Source organism: Kineococcus rugosus (assembly GCF_050871975.1).
In the GTDB taxonomy this organism is placed as follows: domain Bacteria; phylum Actinomycetota; class Actinomycetes; order Actinomycetales; family Kineococcaceae; genus Kineococcus.
The window spans coordinates 164,894-180,801 of the sequence record NZ_JBJLSJ010000003.1 but is presented as its reverse complement, the minus strand read 5'-3'; the positions used below and the strand labels follow the sequence as shown (position 1 = coordinate 180,801).

The 15,908-nt window shown below is 73.0% G+C and carries 12 protein-coding genes; 8 read left to right on the top strand and 4 right to left on the bottom strand.

Features of this window, described 5'->3' with window-relative positions; genetic code table 11:
• Positions 1-99 precede the first annotated feature (99 nt).
• The gene (locus ACRYM6_RS02890; protein ID WP_432541002.1) at positions 100-1,590 is read right to left on the bottom strand and encodes a glycosyltransferase family 2 protein; all 1,491 of its coding nucleotides are present in this window, start codon (positions 1,588-1,590) and stop codon (positions 100-102) included.
• Positions 1,591-2,085: 495 nt separating this feature from the next.
• Between ACRYM6_RS02890 and ileS the strand changes: the two genes are divergently transcribed.
• From ileS to ACRYM6_RS02870, 4 genes are read left to right on the top strand one after another with little or no spacing between them, the layout of a single operon-like run.
• Complete coding sequence (gene ileS, locus ACRYM6_RS02885; RefSeq protein ID WP_432541000.1) at positions 2,086-5,295, top strand: isoleucine--tRNA ligase; 3,210 nt, start codon at positions 2,086-2,088, stop codon at positions 5,293-5,295.
• Complete coding sequence (locus tag ACRYM6_RS02880) at positions 5,292-6,857, top strand: bifunctional folylpolyglutamate synthase/dihydrofolate synthase (RefSeq protein ID WP_432540999.1); 1,566 nt, start codon at positions 5,292-5,294, stop codon at positions 6,855-6,857. The genes ileS and ACRYM6_RS02880 overlap by 4 nt, the downstream gene beginning before the upstream one ends.
• Positions 6,854-7,216 (top strand): DUF4233 domain-containing protein, encoded by a 363-nt coding sequence (locus ACRYM6_RS02875; RefSeq protein WP_432540998.1) that lies wholly within the window; start codon positions 6,854-6,856, stop codon positions 7,214-7,216. The genes ACRYM6_RS02880 and ACRYM6_RS02875 overlap by 4 nt, the downstream gene beginning before the upstream one ends.
• A gap of 32 nt (positions 7,217-7,248) precedes the next feature.
• Positions 7,249-7,575: a hypothetical protein gene (locus ACRYM6_RS02870; RefSeq protein WP_432540997.1), complete on the top strand. Its 327-nt coding sequence runs from the start codon at positions 7,249-7,251 to the stop codon at positions 7,573-7,575.
• A gap of 11 nt (positions 7,576-7,586) precedes the next feature.
• Here ACRYM6_RS02870 and acnA read toward each other — a convergent pair whose 3' ends face one another.
• The 3 genes from acnA to ACRYM6_RS02855 all read right to left on the bottom strand — a co-directional run bounded on the left by acnA (position 7,587) and on the right by ACRYM6_RS02855 (position 12,161).
• Positions 7,587-10,247, bottom strand: a complete 2,661-nt coding sequence (gene acnA / locus ACRYM6_RS02865) for an aconitate hydratase AcnA (protein WP_432540996.1) — start codon at positions 10,245-10,247, stop codon at positions 7,587-7,589.
• An 88-nt stretch (positions 10,248-10,335) separates the two neighbouring features.
• Positions 10,336-11,019, bottom strand: coding sequence for a GntR family transcriptional regulator (locus ACRYM6_RS02860; RefSeq protein WP_432540995.1), 684 nt, complete (start codon positions 11,017-11,019; stop codon positions 10,336-10,338).
• A 59-nt stretch (positions 11,020-11,078) separates the two neighbouring features.
• The gene (locus ACRYM6_RS02855; RefSeq protein WP_432541022.1) at positions 11,079-12,161 is read right to left on the bottom strand and encodes an isocitrate/isopropylmalate dehydrogenase family protein; all 1,083 of its coding nucleotides are present in this window, start codon (positions 12,159-12,161) and stop codon (positions 11,079-11,081) included.
• Positions 12,162-12,299: 138 nt separating this feature from the next.
• On the opposite strand from ACRYM6_RS02855, the gene ACRYM6_RS02850 reads away from it, so the two are divergent.
• The 4 genes from ACRYM6_RS02850 to ACRYM6_RS02835 are packed head-to-tail and all read left to right on the top strand — an operon-like array spanning position 12,300 to position 15,837.
• Entirely contained in the window at positions 12,300-13,331 is a 1,032-nt protein-coding gene (locus tag ACRYM6_RS02850) for a tripartite tricarboxylate transporter substrate binding protein (protein ID WP_432540994.1), read from the top strand.
• A gap of 54 nt (positions 13,332-13,385) precedes the next feature.
• Positions 13,386-13,766 (top strand): universal stress protein, encoded by a 381-nt coding sequence (locus ACRYM6_RS02845; RefSeq protein ID WP_432540993.1) that lies wholly within the window; start codon positions 13,386-13,388, stop codon positions 13,764-13,766.
• Positions 13,763-14,332 carry a tripartite tricarboxylate transporter TctB family protein gene (locus ACRYM6_RS02840; protein ID WP_432540991.1) on the top strand — a complete coding sequence of 190 codons (570 nt, stop codon included), beginning with the start codon at positions 13,763-13,765 and terminating at the stop codon, positions 14,330-14,332. The genes ACRYM6_RS02845 and ACRYM6_RS02840 overlap by 4 nt, the downstream gene beginning before the upstream one ends.
• Positions 14,332-15,837 carry a tripartite tricarboxylate transporter permease gene (locus tag ACRYM6_RS02835; protein WP_432540990.1) on the top strand — a complete coding sequence of 502 codons (1,506 nt, stop codon included), beginning with the start codon at positions 14,332-14,334 and terminating at the stop codon, positions 15,835-15,837. The genes ACRYM6_RS02840 and ACRYM6_RS02835 overlap by 1 nt, the downstream gene beginning before the upstream one ends.
• The last annotated feature ends 71 nt before the right edge of the window (positions 15,838-15,908 follow it).

Sequence of the window (15,908 nt, the reverse complement as noted above, 5' to 3'; positions counted from 1 at the left end):
GGGGGGGGCGGAGGGGTGATCGGGTGAGCTGCGGTTCGTGGTGGGGGGGCGCAGGGTGGTGGCGGGGCGCGGCGGCGGGACGGGACGGCGGGACGGGCCTCAGGCCGTCAGGCCGCGGGTGGGACGCAGCAGCTTCACGACGAGCAGGACGCTCGCGCAGATCGTGAGGAACGCCAGGGCGCGCCAGCCGACGGTGAGCACCACGCGCTGGAACTCCACGCTGGCCTGGGTCAGCCAGTACCAGGCGCCCACCGAGGAGAGGACGACGGACCCCAGGAGGGTGGCCAGCAGGCCCCCGCCGCCGCCGCTGCGCTTGCCGGCCTCGGCCGCGGCCTGCGCCGCCCACAGGTCGCGGCGGGTGCCCAGCAGGTGGGTCACCCACGACTTGGCGGTGTTCCAGCCGGAGAACCACAGCCACAGCTCACCGGGCAGCCACAGCGCGGCGAACACGTAGTCGGCCGCGGTGCGGTGCGGGGACAGGTGCGCCATCTTCAGCTGGTAGAGGGCCGCGAGGACGGTGGGGGTCAGCCACCACCACGACCAGACGAACTGCGAGACGGACACCGAGGCCGCCAGCAGCGCCACGAACGCCAGGCGCATGAGCACGTTGAGGCCCAGGCCGATGTGCTGGAGCCAGAAGGGCAGCGTCCGCTTCGACAGCGGCATCGAGGTCATGAGGGCGATGAGGCCGGCGTTCCACTTGGCCCGCTGGCCCGACAGCGCGCGCACGGTGGGCATGGCGCCGACCTGGGCGCGGGCGCTGGCCGACATGACGGTCGTCCAGCCCAGCTCCTGCAGCTCCAGGCCCAGCTGCGCGTCCTCGGTGGCGGTCTCGTTGGTCCACGGGGCGGGGCGGCGGTGCTGGCGGGCGACCTCGTCGACGGCGTTGAACCGGAACGCCGAGCACTGCCCGCCGACGATGGTCGTGCGCCGGGCGCGCTCGTTGGCGCGGACCTGGAACTGGGTGAAGTCCAGCTTCTGCGCGCGCACCAGCTGGCGGTTGAACCAGCCGCCGGTCCCCTCGGCGAAGTGGTACTTGGCCGACACGGCGGCGGCGCTGGGGGTCTTGAGCAGCTCGGCCTCGAGGTCGGCGAGGCAGGCGGGGTCCAGGACCACGTCGGCGTCCATGGAGACCATGACGTCGAACGCGCCACCGGCGAGGAACTCGGCGTAGCCGGCGGCCAGGGCGCCGACCTTGGCGTCGGTGTTGCCCTTGGTCTCGATGACCTTGATCCCGCGGTACCGGCGGGCGATCCGCACGGTGTCGTCGGTGCAGTTGTCGGCGATGACGACGATGAGGTCGGGGGTGCGGGTCTGGGCCAGGAGCGAGTCCAGGCACGCCTCGATGTCCTGCTCCTCGTTGTGCGCGGGCAGCAGGACGGCCATCCGGGCGGTGCGGCGCGTCGCGGGCTTGTAGCGCAGGCGGTGGATCGTGACCTCGAGCACGCGCCGGGCGGACACGGCCGCGTCCGCGATGCGCTCGGCGATCCCGGCGCGGGGGGCGGGCACGCTCGGGCTGAGCACGACGGTGCCCTCGACGACCCGCGGCTCGGGCTGGACGAGGAGGGGGGCGAGGTCTTGAACGGCCATGGCGGGGCTGCCTCCGGGGCGGGTGCGGGACGGTGTGGGGCGGGCTCACCAGTGACGTTAGGTAGCCGATTGCTGCACCAGTAGCTGCGTTCCGCCGCACGAGGTAACGCTGTGGTGATGAAGGAGCCACTTGGACCCGCTGCCACTACTCAGGGTGAGGAGACCTTGCGCACGCCATGACGGAACGTCAGCAAGCTTCGCGCTCCGTCGACGTCCGAGGCGTACGGGGAAGACCCCGGCGGTCCCGGCGGTTACGATGGGCGTACAGGCGTCGACCCGGCCATCACCGGTGAGCCTCCGGAAGAACGGCCCCCCGCTGCACCGGGCGGGGGCTCACTAGACCCGGACGGGTGCGGCCCGTGACAGCCGGACGAGAGGTCGTCGCCGACCCTCCCCGCGGGGAGGGGCGCGACGGCAAGCGGGGTGGTACCGCGGCACCGCCGGCCCCGGCGGTCGTCGTCCTCGCGGCTGGAGCGGTTCAGTCGAGGAGACACGGTGTCCGAGGACGTCACGGAAACCCCGCAGGCCCCCGGGGAGGGGACGAGCAGTCCCAGCTTCCCCGCGATCGAGCAGCGCGTCCTGGACTCCTGGGCCCGCGACGACACCTTCCGCGCCAGCGTCGAGGCCCGCGCGGGCTCGGCGGCCGGGGAGTTCGTCTTCTACGACGGCCCGCCCTTCGCCAACGGCCTGCCGCACTACGGCCACCTGCTCACCGGCTACGTCAAGGACCTCGTCCCGCGCTACAAGACCATGCGCGGGCACCAGGTGGAACGCCGCTTCGGCTGGGACACCCACGGCCTGCCCGCCGAGGTCGAGGCCGAGAAGCAGCTCGGCATCACCCACAAGTCCGAGATCGACGCCCTCGGCGTCGCCGCGTTCAACGACGCCTGCCGCACCTCGGTGCTGCGGTACACGAAGGAGTGGGAGGCGTACGTCACCCGCCAGGCGCGCTGGGTCGACTTCGAGAACGACTACAAGACCCTCGACACCGACTACATGGAGTCGGTGATGTGGGCCTTCAAGACGCTGTGGGACAAGGGCCTGGTCTACGAGGGGTTCCGCGTCCTGGCCTACTGCTGGCGCTGCGAGACGCCGCTGAGCAACTCCGAGACCCGCCTGGACGACGTCTACCGCAACCGCCAGGACCCCGCCGTCACCGTCGGGTTCCGGTTCACCGACGCCGGGGACGACCTCGACGGCGTGCTCGGCCTCATCTGGACCACCACGCCGTGGACGCTGCCCAGCAACCTCGCGATGGCCGTCCACCCCGACCTGGAGTACGTCGTCGTCACCGGGACCGGTGAGCACGAGGGACGCCGGTTCCTGCTCGCCGCCGAACGCGTCGCCCACTACGCCCGCGAACTGGGCGAGGACCCGCAGGTCGTGGCCCGGTACCGCGGCGCCGACCTCCTCGGCCGCCGCTACGTCCCGCCGTTCGCCTACTTCGCCGGTCGCGAGAACGCCCACCAGGTCCTCGCCGCCGACTACGTCACCACCGACTCCGGCACCGGCGTCGTCCACATCGCCCCCGCCTTCGGCGAGGACGACAAGCTGGTCACCGACGTCGCCGGCATCGTCCCCGTCGTGCCCGTCGCCTCCAACGGCACCTTCACCGCCGAGGTCACCGACTTCGCCGGGATGCACGTCTTCGACGCCAACAAGGAGATCAGCCGCGCCCTGCGCGACGGCGCGCCGTCGGGCGCCGTGCTGCTGCGGCTGGAGACGTACGACCACTCCTACCCGCACTGCTGGCGCTGCGGGAACGCCCTCATCTACCGCGCCGTCTCCAGCTGGTTCGTCAAGGTCACCGCGATCCGCGACCGCATGGTCGAGCTGAACGAGCAGATCACCTGGGTCCCCGAGCACGTCCAGCACGGCTCCTTCGGCAAGTGGCTCGAAGGTGCCCGCGACTGGTCCATCAGCCGCAACCGCTACTGGGGCAGCCCGATCCCCGTCTGGGTCTCCGACGACCCGGCCCACCCGCGCACCGACGTGTACGGGTCGCTGGACGAGATCGAGCGCGACTTCGGCGTCCGCCCGGCCGACCTGCACCGCCCGCACGTCGACGAGCTCACCCGGCCCAACCCCGACGACCCGACCGGGCGCTCGACCATGCGCCGCGTGCCGGAGGTCCTGGACTGCTGGTTCGAGTCCGGGTCCATGCCGTTCGCGCAGGTCCACTACCCGTTCGAGAACACCGAGTGGTTCGAGTCGCACTACCCCGGCGACTTCATCGTCGAGTACATCGGGCAGACCCGCGGCTGGTTCTACACCCTGCACGTCCTCGCGACGGCGCTGTTCGACCGCCCGGCGTTCCGCACCGCCGTCTCGCACGGCATCCTGCTCGGCGACGACGGCCGCAAGATGAGCAAGTCGCTGCGCAACTACCCCGACGTCTCCGAGGTCCTGGACCGCGACGGCTCCGACGCCATGCGGTGGTTCCTCATGAGCTCGCCGGTCCTGCGCGGCGGGAACCTCATCGTCACCGAGCAGGGCATCCGCGACTCCGTCCGGCAGGTCCTGCTGCCGCTGTGGAACACCTTCCAGTTCTTCCAGCTGTACGCCGGGACCTCCAGCCACACCCCGCGCTGGCGGACCAGCTCGACCGACGTCCTGGACCGCTACGTCCTGGCCAAGCTGCACGACACCGTCGCGGCGGTCACCGCCCAGCTCGACGCCTACGACATCGCCGGCGCCTGCGAGACCGCCCGGCAGTTCCTGGACTCCCTCACCAACTGGTACGTCCGGCGCTCGCGCCCGGCGTTCTGGGACGGGGAGTCCGACCGCGCCAAGGACGCCTTCGACACCCTGTACACGGTGCTGGAGACGACCGCGCGGATGCTGGCGCCGCTGCTCCCGCTGTTCTCCGAGGAGATCTGGCGCAACCTCACGGGGGGCCGCTCGGTGCACCTGACCGACTGGCCCGACGCCGGCGACCTGCCCGCCGACCCGGCCCTGGTGGCCGCGATGGACGAGGCCCGCGCGACCTGCTCCAGCGTCCTGGCGCTGCGCAAGGCCAACGGCCTGCGGGTGCGGCTGCCGCTGGAGAAGGTCGAGGTCCTCGTGGCCGACCCCGCCGCGCTGGAACCGTTCGCGCAGCTCGTCGCCGACGAGGTGAACGTCCGGTCGGTGGCGCTGGGGCCGATCGAGCGGGCGGTGGAGCACGGGGTCGTCGCCAAGCTCACCGTGAACGCGCGCGCCGCCGGGCCCCGGCTCGGCAAGAGCGTCCAGCAGGCCATCAAGGGGTCCAAGAGCGGCGACTGGGCCGAACGCCCCGACGGCACCGTCGTGGCCGGCGGCATCGAGCTGGTCGAGGGGGAGTACGAGGTGACGACCGTCGTCGAGGGGGCGCGGACGGGGCTGGCGACCTCCGCGCTCGACGGCGGCGGGTTCGTCGTCCTGGACACCACCGTCACCCCCGAGCTGGCCGCCGAGGGCATCGCCCGCGACGTCGTCCGGCTCGTGCAGCAGGCCCGGCGCGAGGCGGGCCTGCACGTGTCCGACCGCATCCGCCTGACCGTGGCGGCCGACGGCCCGGTCTGGGAGGCGCTCGTGACGCACCAGCGCCTCGTCGTCGACGAGACGCTGGCCCAGCAGTTCGGGTCCAGCGGTTCGGCCGACGCGCTCAGCCCCGCGCAGGCCACCCTGGTCGGCACCGTCGAGGGCCACGAGGTGCGCATCTCCGTGACGAAGGTGGACCAGTGAGCGACCCCCGCGACCGCGAGCTCGAAGAACTCCTCGGGCCGGTCGGCGACGGCCCGGGCCGGGACCGCGACGACGACTCCGACGACACCGGGGAGGCGTTCGGCACCGACGGCCTGCGCCGGGGCCGGGTCCCGCAGGACCGCCGCTCCCCGCGGGTCGACTCCACCGGCCGGCTCGTGCCCGCGACCCCGCCCGAGGAGGAGGACGACCGGTTCACCGGGGTCGTGGACGCCATCCTGGCCCGCAACCCCGAGCACCGCATCCACCCCACCCTCGACCGGGTCCGGGAGGCGTGCGGCCTGCTGGGCGACCCGCAGCTGTCCTACCGCGTGGTGCACCTGGCCGGCACGAACGGCAAGACGTCCACGGCCCGCATGGTCGAGCGCCTCGTCCGCGAGCACGACCTGCGGACCGGCCGGTTCACCAGCCCCCACCTGACCGACATCACCGAGCGGATCTCCATCGACGGCGAGCCGATCACGCACGCCGCGTTCGTGCGGGCCTGGGACGACGTCGAACCGGTCGTGACGATCGTCGACGAGCGCGCCGCCGAGCGCGGTGAGCCCCGGCTGAGCTTCTTCGAGGTCCTCACCCTCATGGCCTTCGCCGCGTTCGCCGACGCCCCCGTCGACGTCGCCGTCATCGAGACCGGGCTGGGCGGGACGTGGGACACCACGAACGTCGTGCAGCCCGACGTCGCCGTCGTCACGCCCGTCTCGATGGACCACGAGACGTGGCTGGGGTCGACGCTGGAGGAGATCGCGGGCCAGAAGGCCGGGATCATCAAGCACGGCTCGACCGTCGTCCTGGGCCGGCAGGAGGAGGAGGCGGGCCTGGTGCTGCTGGCCAAGGCCGCCGCCGAGCGCGTCACCGTGGTGCGCGAGGGCCTGGACTTCGGCGTGGAGGCCCGCACCCTGGCCGTCGGCGGGCAGCAGGTGTCGCTGCGGACCCGTGGCGGCGTCTACACCGACGTGTTCCTGCCGCTGCACGGCGCCCACCAGGCCGAGAACGCCGCGACCGCGCTGTCGGCGGCCGAGGCCCTGCTGGCGATGCCCGGCGGGACGCTGATGCCGGCGCTGGTCGAGGCGGCGTTCGCCGACGTCAGCTCCCCGGGCCGGATGGAGGTGCTGCGCACCTCCCCGCTGATCCTGGCCGACGCCGCGCACAACCCGGCCGGGGCCGAAGCGCTGGCCGCGGCCATCGCCGAGGCGTTCACCCTCAGCCGGCTCGTCGGGGTCGTCGCCGTCATGGCCGACAAGGACGTCGAGGGCGTCCTGAACGCCCTCGAACCGGTCCTGGCCGAGGTCGTCGTCACCCGGTCCAGCTCCCCGCGCGGGATGGAACCGGCCGAGCTCGGCGAACTGGCCGAGGACGTCTTCGGCGCCGACCGCGTCCACGTCGTCGAACGCCTCGACCAGGCCGTCGCGACCGCCGTCGACCTGGCCGAGTCCGAGGCCGGTGCCGGGGGCGGCATCGGCGGTTCGGGCGCCGGCGTCGTCATCGCCGGCTCCGTCGTGCTCGCCGGGGACGCCCGGGCCCTGCTGGGGAAGGACAAGCAGTGAAGCGCAGCACCAAGCGCCTGTTCGCGGCGACCACGCTGGCCTGCGAGGCCCTACTGGTGTTCTTCGCGACGCTCGTCGCCTACGGGCTGGTCCCGATGGACCAGCGGCAGGTGAGCTACCTCGTCGTCGGCGGGGCCGTGATCCTGCTGTGCGTGCTGACCGCCGGGATGCTGCGGTCCCGGGCGGGGTACGTCGTCGGCTGGGTCGTGCAGCTGCTGCTCGTCGCCAGCGGGTTCGTGGTCCCGATGATGTTCGGCATCGGGTTCGCGTTCGCCGTCATCTGGTTCTTCGCGCTGCGCCTGGGCGGCCGCATCGACCGGGAGAAGGCCGAGGTCGCCCGCAAGCTCGCCGAGCAGTGAACCACCCGCCCCGACCCACCCGGAGGACCACCGTGCGCATCACCGTCGACCCCACCGCCGCCCAGCCGGCGGAACTGCTGGACCGGGACGTCTTCACCGAGTTCGAGGTCGCGGTGCCCGCGGGCACCACGGTCGCGGACCTGTCCGCCGTCCTGGGGTCGGTGGGCCGCCTCGACGCCGAGGGCGAGGACGTCGAGGCCGCGCACGTGCGCGTCGACGTCGGCTGGCTGCGCGAGACCGCGCACGCCGAGGGCGCCGACGCCACCTGGGACGAGCAGTTCGAGGGGATGCTCGCGTACGCCGAGGCGAAGGGCTGGGTCCAGGACGGCACCGTCCGGGCCCACGTCGTGGTGCGCTGAGGGGCAGCGCCTCAGCCGGCGGCCAGGAGCCGCCGCAGCACGTACCGGTGGATCCCCCCGTGACGGACGTAGTCCGCCTCGCGGGGGGTGTCGAGCCGCAGCAGCACCTCGAACTCCCGGTCGTCAGCGGTCACGGTGACGGTCCCGGGCCGCTCGCCGTCCCCGACGGCGCTCAGCCCGCGGACCGTGAACCGCTCGGTGCCGGTGAGCCCGAGGCTGGCGGCGTCCTGCCCGGGGAGGAACTGCAGGGGCAGGACGCCCATCCCGACGAGGTTGGTGCGGTGGATGCGCTCGAAGGACTCGGCCAGCACCGCGCGCACCCCCAGCAGCGCCGGGCCCTTGGCGGCCCAGTCGCGGGAACTGCCCGTCCCGTACTCGCGTCCGGCCAGGACGATCGACGGGACGCCCTGCGCCCGGTAGTTCTGCGCCGCAGCGTGGACGGTCGCGGTCCGCCCGCAGGTGAAGTCGTAGGTGAACCCGCCCTCGACGCCGGGGACGAGCTGGTTGCGGAGTCGGACGTTGGCGAAGCAGCCGCGCACCATGACCTCGTGGTTGCCCCGGCGAGAGGCGTAGGTGTTGAGATCGCGCGGGTCGACCCCGGCGGCCAGCAGGTGCGCCGCGGCCTCGGAGCGGCGCGGGATGGCGCCGGCGGGCGCGATGTGGTCGGTGGTGACCGAGTCCCCGAGCTTGACCAGGACCCGGGCGTCGACGATGTCGGTGACCGGGGGCGGTTCGACGGTGAAACCGTCGAAGTACGGGGGGCGGCGGACGTAGGTGGAGCCGGGGTCCCACGCGAAGAGGGAGTCGGCGGCGACGTCGAGGCCGCGCCAGCGCTCGTCGCCGGTGAAGACGTCCCGGTAGACCTCGGTGAACATCTGCGGGCGCAGGCTCGCGGTGGTGACGGCCTCGATCTCGGCGCGGTCCGGCCACAGGTCGGCGAGGTGCACCGGCCGGCCGTCGGCGCCGGTACCGAGCGGTTCACGGGTCAGGTCGACGTCGACGGTGCCTGCCAGGGCGAAGGCGACGACCAGGGGAGGGGAGGCGAGGTAGTTCATCCGGACGTCGGGGTTGATGCGCCCGTCGAAGTTCCGGTTCCCCGACAGCACCGAGGCCACGGCGAGGTCGTGCTCGGCGACGGCGGCCGACACCTCGGGGATCAGCGGCCCGGACGCGCCGATGCACGTCATGCAGCCGTAGCCGGTGAGGTGGAAACCGAGGGTTTCGAGGGCGGGGGTCAGGCCCGCGTCGTCGAGGTAGCGGGTGACGACCCGTGAACCGGGGGACATGCTCGTCTTGACCCAGGGCTTGGTGCGCAGTCCGGCGCGGACGGCGTTGCGGGCCAGGAGCCCCGCGGCCACCATCACGGCCGGGTTGGAGGTGTTGGTGCAGGAGGTGATGGCGGCGATGGCGACCGCGCCGTCGCGCAGGCCGGCGGGTCCCCCGGCCAGCCCCACCGTCACGGGGCCGGTGCGCGGGGGCGTGCCGAACTCCTCCAGGGCCGCGTGCAGCGAGGACCTGGCGTCCTGCAGCGGGACGCGGTCCTGGGGACGGCGGGGGCCGGCCAGGGAGGGCTCGACGTCGGTGAGGTCGACGACGAGGTCCTCGGAGTACCGGATGGGGCGGTCGTCGGCCCACAGGCCCTGCTCGCGGGCGTAGACCTCGACGGCGTCGGCGTGGGCGTCGGACCGGCCGGTGAAGCGCAGGTAGCGGATCGTCTCGGCGTCGACGGGGAACCAGCCGCAGGTGGCGCCGTACTCCGGCGCCATGTTGGAGATCGTCACCCGGTCGCTGACGGGCAGGTTCTCCAGGCCGGGGCCGTGGAACTCCACGAACTTCCCGACGACCCCGTGCCGGCGCAGCCGTTCGGTGATGGTCAGGACGAGGTCGGTCGCGGTGACGCCGGGGCGCAGCGCGCCCTGCAGGCGGACGCCGACGACGGGCGGCGGCAGCATCGAGATCGTCTCGCCGAGCATGACGGCCTCGGCCTCGATGCCGCCGATGCCCCAGGCGAGCACGCCCAGGCCGTTGACCATCGTGGTGTGCGAGTCGGTACCCAGGCATATGTCGGGGTGCAGCTCCTCGCCGTCGTCGACGACGACAGCGGCGAGGAACTCGACGTTGACCTGGTGCATGATCCCGGTGCCGGGGGGGACGACGGTGAACCGGTCGAGGGTCGACTGCCCCCACCGCAGGAAGCGGTAGCGCTCGAGGTTGCGTTCGTACTCGCGTTCCACGTTCAGGGGCAGGGCGTCGGGCCGGCCGAAGACGTCGACGATGACGGAGTGGTCGACCACGAGGTCGGAGGGGACGCGGGGGTTGACGCGGGAGGCGTCGCCGCCGGCGTCGCGCACGGCGTCGCGCATCGCGGCGAGGTCGACGAGGGCGGGGACGCCGTTGGTGTCGTGCAGGAAGGCGCGGGCGGGGAACAGCTCGACCGCTTCGGCGCGGGCCTGCGGGGTGCCCCAGTCGCGCAGGGCCTGGACCTGGGCGGCGGTGACACGCTCGTCGTCGGCGTGCTGCAGGAGGTTCTCCAGCACGATGCGCAGCGTGCGGGGCAGGTCGTCGGGGGCGGTCCCGGCGAGCCGGTGGATGCGACGGGTGCTCCCGTCGGGCAGCACCAGGTCGCCGACGACGGCCGGGCCGACCGGGGTGTGCGGGGCCGGTGTGGTCATGACGTCTCCCGAAGGTGCGCGAAGGGCTCCCGTACAAGATGCAGCTTATAACCTCTTTCGTCAACGACGCCGTCGACCCGGAGCAGGGTCAGCTCGCCGGCTGCGACGGCTGCGCCAGCGCCGCAGCGGCCTGCGCCCCCAGGCTCGTGTCGATGTGCTGCAGCATGAGGGCGGCGGCCTGCTCGGCCTCCCCCCGGGCGACGAGGTCCACCAGTTCGGCGTGCTCCCGCGCCTTCCGGTGGCGGTACCCCTCGTCCGCGGCGCTGCGGGCGCCGGCGCGCCGGTACCGGTCCGCGGTGTCCCACAGCCCGTCGAGCGTCGTGGTGAGCACCTCGTTGTGCGAGGCGCTGTACAGGGCGCGGTGCAGGCGGCGGTGGGCGATGAGCTCCTCGTAGGTCGGGTGCTGACCCAGTGAGCTGACCTCCGCCAGGGCTGCCCGCATCGCCGTCACGTCGGCCTCGGTGCGCCGCTGGGCTGCCAGCGACACCGCCAGCGGGTCCAGGCTGCGCCGCACCTCCAGCAGGTCCTGAGCCTCACCGGCGCTCAGCGGCGTCACCCGGGCGTCGCGGTGGGACTCCAGCTCCACCAGCCCCTCCGAGCGCAGCCGGCGCAGGGCCTCGCGCAGCGGCGTCGTGCTGATCCCCAGGTCCTTGGCCAGCGCGGCCTGGTTCAGGACCTGCCCCGGTTCGACCTCCCCGCCCAGGATGCGGTGCCGCACCGCCCGGTAGGCGAAATCGCTCTTGGTCGCGAACAGCTCCTGCTCGGGGGCCACGGGGCTCCTCCTGTGCTCGGGGGCGACGGTCACGACCCGCCGCGCCGGGGTGGGTGCGGTCAGGGTTCGCGCGTGGCGGTCACGACCGCCTCGACGAAGGCGGCGGTGCCCGACCGCCCGCCCAGGTCGGGCGTCGACGTCCCGGTCGCGATCGTGCGCAGCACCGCGGCCTCGACCCGGTCGGCGGTCCGAGCGCTCGCGGCGTCCGCGTGGTGGGCCGCGAGCCAGCGCAGCAGCGCCGCCGTGGACAGGATCACGGCGGTCGGGTTGGCCAGGTCGCGCCCGGCGATGTCCGGGGCCGACCCGTGCGCCGCCTGTGCCATCGCCCGGGAGCGCGAGCAGTTGATCGACGAGGCCGTGCCCAGGGACCCGGCCACCTCGCCGGCCAGGTCGGACAGGACGTCGCCGAACATGTTCTCCGTCACGATCACGTCGAACTCGTCGGCTCGTCGGACCAGGCGCGCGGCGGCCGCGTCCACGTGCAGGTCGTCCAACTGCACGTCGGGGTAGGACAGGCCGACCTCGCGCACGACGTCCCGGAACAGGCCGGTGGTCAGGGGCAGCACGTTCGCCTTGTGGACGACGGTGACGTGCCGCCGCCGCGTGCGGGCCAGCCGGAAGGCTTCGTGGGCGATCCGCTCGGTCCCGGCGCGGGTGACGATGCCGTGCGCGATCGCGACGTCGGGGGTCGGCATCATCTCGCCGGTGCCGGCGAAGGTGTTGCGGTCGGCGTAGAAGCCCTCGGTGTTCTCGCGCACGATGACCAGGTCCGTACCGGGCACCACGGGGTCGCCCCCGGGCAGCGCCCGCGCGGGACGGACGTTGGCGAAGAGGTCGAAGTGCTTGCGGATCCGGCCGCTGGGATTGAGCCGGGACCGGTGCGGCGGGGGGTAGGAAGCGCTGTCGTGGGGACCCAGGACCCAGCCGTCGAGACCGGCCAGGACCTCCAGGGTCGCCTCGGACAGCGGCTCGCCCTCCTCCTGCAGAGCGCGGTGCCCCATGGGTAGTTCCTGCCACCGCGGAGCGGGGGAGCCGATCGCCGCAGCGGCCGCGTCGACGACGCGCACGGCTGCGGGCACGATCTCGGGCCCGATGCCGTCGCCGTGCAGCACGCCCAACCGCAGGATCCGGTCGCTCGTCACCTTCACGCTTGCAGCTTATGGCCTGTGTCCTCGCGCACGGGCCCGTGCAGCCCTCTTCCGCCCCGCTTGACGTGGTGTGGGGCCAAGTCCACCATGTCGCTATAGGTTATGAGCACGCTCTCGACGAGGAGAACCCCAGTGCCGACCGACGTGACCTCCGTCCCCCCACCGCCCACGACCACCGGCCCCACCCGGGCTCGGGTGCTCCGCGGCTTCGCCGTCGCCGTGGGTGCAGCGCTCGTCGTGGCCGGTGTCCGCGACGCCGCCTCCGGCGACACCGGGGCGACCGCGCGCGCGCAGCTCAACCTCATCGCCCCCGCCGCGGCCGGGGGCGGCTGGGACGGTGCCGCGCGGGAGATCCAGCAGGTGCTGCGGGCCGACGGCATCGTCAACAACAGCCAGGTCCTCAACATCCCCGGCGCGGGCGGGACCATCGGGCTCAACGAGCTCGCCCAGATGGACGGCGAGACCCAGACCCTGATGATGATGGGGATCACGATGCTCGGCGCGATCCGCGTCAACAGCTCCCCCCGCACGCTGGGCGACGTCACCCCCATCGCCCGGCTCACCGACGACTACGACGTCGTCGTCGTCCCCGCCGACTCGCCCTACGACTCGGTGGGCGACCTCGTCGCCGCCTGGGCTCAGGACCCGAACGCCTTCGCCTTCGGCGGCGGCTCCCTCGGCAGCGTCGACCAGATGATCATCGCCCAGCTCGCGCAGGCCGTGGGCATCGACCCGCTCGACGTCAACTACGTCGCCTACTCCGGCGGCGGTGAGCTCGCCACGTCCCTGTTGTCGGGCACCATCGCGGCCTCGGTCAGCGGCTGGGCGGACTTCTCCGACCAGGTCGAGGCCGGTCGGTTGAAGGCCCTCGCGGTCTCGGCCACCGAACCCGTCGACTTCATCGACGTACCGACCCTGCGGCAGGAGGGGTACGACGTCACCCTCACCAACTGGCGCGGCATCGTCGCCCCGCCCGGTCTGAGCGACACCGCCCGGCAGGAACTCGAAGCCATCGTCACCGAGGTCGTGGAGTCCGCGGAGTGGCGGCAGGCCCTGGAGCGCAACCAGTGGACCGACACGTTCATGGTCGGTCAGGAGTTCCGCGACGACCTGGCGGCCCAGACCGAGACGGTGAACCGCATCTGGACCGGCCTGGGTTACTGACCGGCGTCACCCCGTTCCCCACGACCACTCCGCACGCACAGCGAGGAGCAACCCGTGACCCTTCTGGTCGCCTACAGCCGCACCGCCGAGGGCGAGGCGGCGCTGGAGCAGGGCCGCGACCTCGCGGCCCGTCTCCAGTACCCCGTCGTCGTCTTCGACCTCGAGGGCCGTCCAACGGGCGACGACCGTCACCTCACCCCGCCGCACGGGATCGCGCGGGAGGACGAGCGCTGGGTCGGGCCGCCCGCCTCCGCGCCCGCACCCGCGGAGGACCTCCTCGACACCGCGCAGGAGCTCGACGTCGCGATGATCGTCGTCGGGGTCCGTCGCCGGTCGCCCGTCGGCAAGTTCCTCATGGGTTCGCAGGCCCAGAGCATCCTCCTAGGTGCCTCGGTGCCGGTGGTGGCCGTCAAGGCCGGGGGGAGCGGGCGATGACGTCGGCGACCGAGCACCCCCCCACCACCGCCGGCTCCCGTCCCGGTGCCGGGCGCAGCGGCCTCGTCGTCGCGGTCCTGGTGCTGGCGTTCGCGGTCTACCTGACCGTCGGCCTCGCGACCATGACGGTGCCGGCCAGCGCCGAACCCCCCGGGCCGAAGTTCTTCCCCACCTTGCTGGCGGTCGGCTGCTACGCGCTGGCCGTCCTGCTGACCGTGCACTACCTGCGCCACCGCGAACCGCCGTCGGACACCGACGGGGTCGAGGAGGTCGAGCAGGTCGAGGGGACCGGCGGCCCGGGGCGGCGCCGGGCGTCGACCTTCACCGACTGGCGGACCGTGGGTCTGGTGCTCGCCGGGTTCCTCGCCTTCGCTCTGCTGCTGAACCCGCTCGGCTGGATCCTGTCCGCCGCCCTGATGTTCTGGGTGATCGCCTGGGCCATGGGGTCCGGGTCCCCGCTCAAGGACGTCGGGATCGCCCTCGTCCTGTCCTGCGCCGTGCAGGTCGCCTTCTCCGCCGGCCTCGGCCTGCACCTGCCCGCCGGGATCCTGGGAGGGGTGCTCTGATGGAGTCGCTCGAACTGCTCGCGGGCGGGCTCACGCAGGCGTTCACGCCGATGAACCTGCTCTGGGTCGTCGTGGGGGCCCTCCTGGGCACCGCTGTCGGCGTCCTGCCGGGCCTGGGGTCGTCGATGGCCGTGGCCCTGCTGCTACCGGTGACCTTCACCCTCGACCCGACGGCCGCCTTCATCATGTTCGCCGGCGTGTACTTCGGCGGGTTGTTCGGCGACTCGACGATGGCGATCCTGGTCAACACCCCCGGGGGTTCCACGGCGATCGCCTCCACGTTCGAGGGGCACCGGATGACCCTGACGGGCCGGGCTCCCCAGGCGCTGGCGACCGCGGCGATCGGTGCCTTCACCGGAGGCCTGATCTCCTGCGTGATCGTCGTGCTGTTCGCCCCGAAGCTGGCTGACCTCGCCGTCGAGTTCGGGCCCGCGGAGTACCTCGCTCTGTCCGTCCTGGCCTTCGTCGCCACCGCCTCCGTCGTCGGCGGTTCGATGGTCAAGGGGATGACGAGCCTGTTCCTGGGGCTGAGCTTCGCCGTCGTCGGCATCGACGGCATCTCCGGGGCGCAGCGCTTCACCTTCGGTGCGCCGCAGCTCTTCGACGGGATCAGCATCATCGTCATCACGGTGGGCGTCCTGGCCCTGGGGGAGGTCCTGCACGTCGCCTCGCGCGTGCACCGGACCCGCCCGGGCCGGTTGCACGAGCTGACCGGGCGGCCCTACCTGTCGCGGGCCGAGGTGCGCGAGGCCGCCCCCGCCTGGTTGCGGGGGGCCGGGATCGGCGCCCCGTTCGGCGTCATCCCCGTCGGCGGGGCGGAGATCCCCACCTTCCTGGCCTACGGCGGGGAACGGGTCCTGGACCGGCGGCGGGTCGACCCGCAGTTCGGCAAGGGCGCCATCCGCGGCCTGGCGGCCCCCGAGGCGGCCGGCAACGCCACCGCCGGCACCGCCATCGGGGCCCTGCTGGCCATGGGCCTGCCCACGTCGGCGACCGCGGCCATCATGCTCGCCGCGTTCCGCCAGTACGGCCTGCAGCCCGGCCCGCTGCTGTTCGACCGCAGCGCCGACCTCGTGTGGACCCTCCTGGCCAGCCTGTTCATCGGCCTGGTGGTGCTGCTGGTCCTCAACCTCCCGTTCGCGCCGATGTGGGCGAAGCTGACGAAGATCCCGCGCCACTACCTGTACGCCGGGATCGCCGTCTTCTGCGGTCTGGGCGTGTACGCGACGTCCGCGGCCGTGACCGACCTGCTCCTCGTGCTGGGCGTCGGGTTCATCGGCTTCCTGCTGCGGCGGTTCGGCTTCCCGCTGGCACCGGTGATGATCGGCGTCGTCCTCGGTCCGCTGGCCGAGACCAGTCTGCGCAACGCGCTGCTGTCCTCGGGCGGGGACTACGGGGCCCTCGTCGGCAGCGGCATCTCGGTCACCATCTACGGAGCGCTGCTCCTGGTACTGGCTTTCGTCGTCTACCGCAACGTGCGCCAGCGGGCCGGTCGGGACGTCTGACCCCGGACCGACCCCGCACGCACGACGGCGCCCCCCGGCCACGAGCCGGGGGGCGCCGTCGTGCGTGCGGG

Bases quoted from the DNA above. Each gene is read 5' to 3' on its own strand.
- ACRYM6_RS02840 (WP_432540991.1), top strand. From the start codon at position 13,763: ATGACGTCGGCGACCGAGCACCCCCCCACCACCGCCGGCTCCCGTCCC.
- ACRYM6_RS02890 (WP_432541002.1), bottom strand. From the start codon at position 1,590: ATGGCCGTTCAAGACCTCGCCCCCCTCCTCGTCCAGCCCGAGCCGCGG.
- ACRYM6_RS02835 (WP_432540990.1), top strand. From the start codon at position 14,332: ATGGAGTCGCTCGAACTGCTCGCGGGCGGGCTCACGCAGGCGTTCACG.
- acnA (WP_432540996.1), bottom strand. From the start codon at position 10,247: ATGACCACACCGGCCCCGCACACCCCGGTCGGCCCGGCCGTCGTCGGC.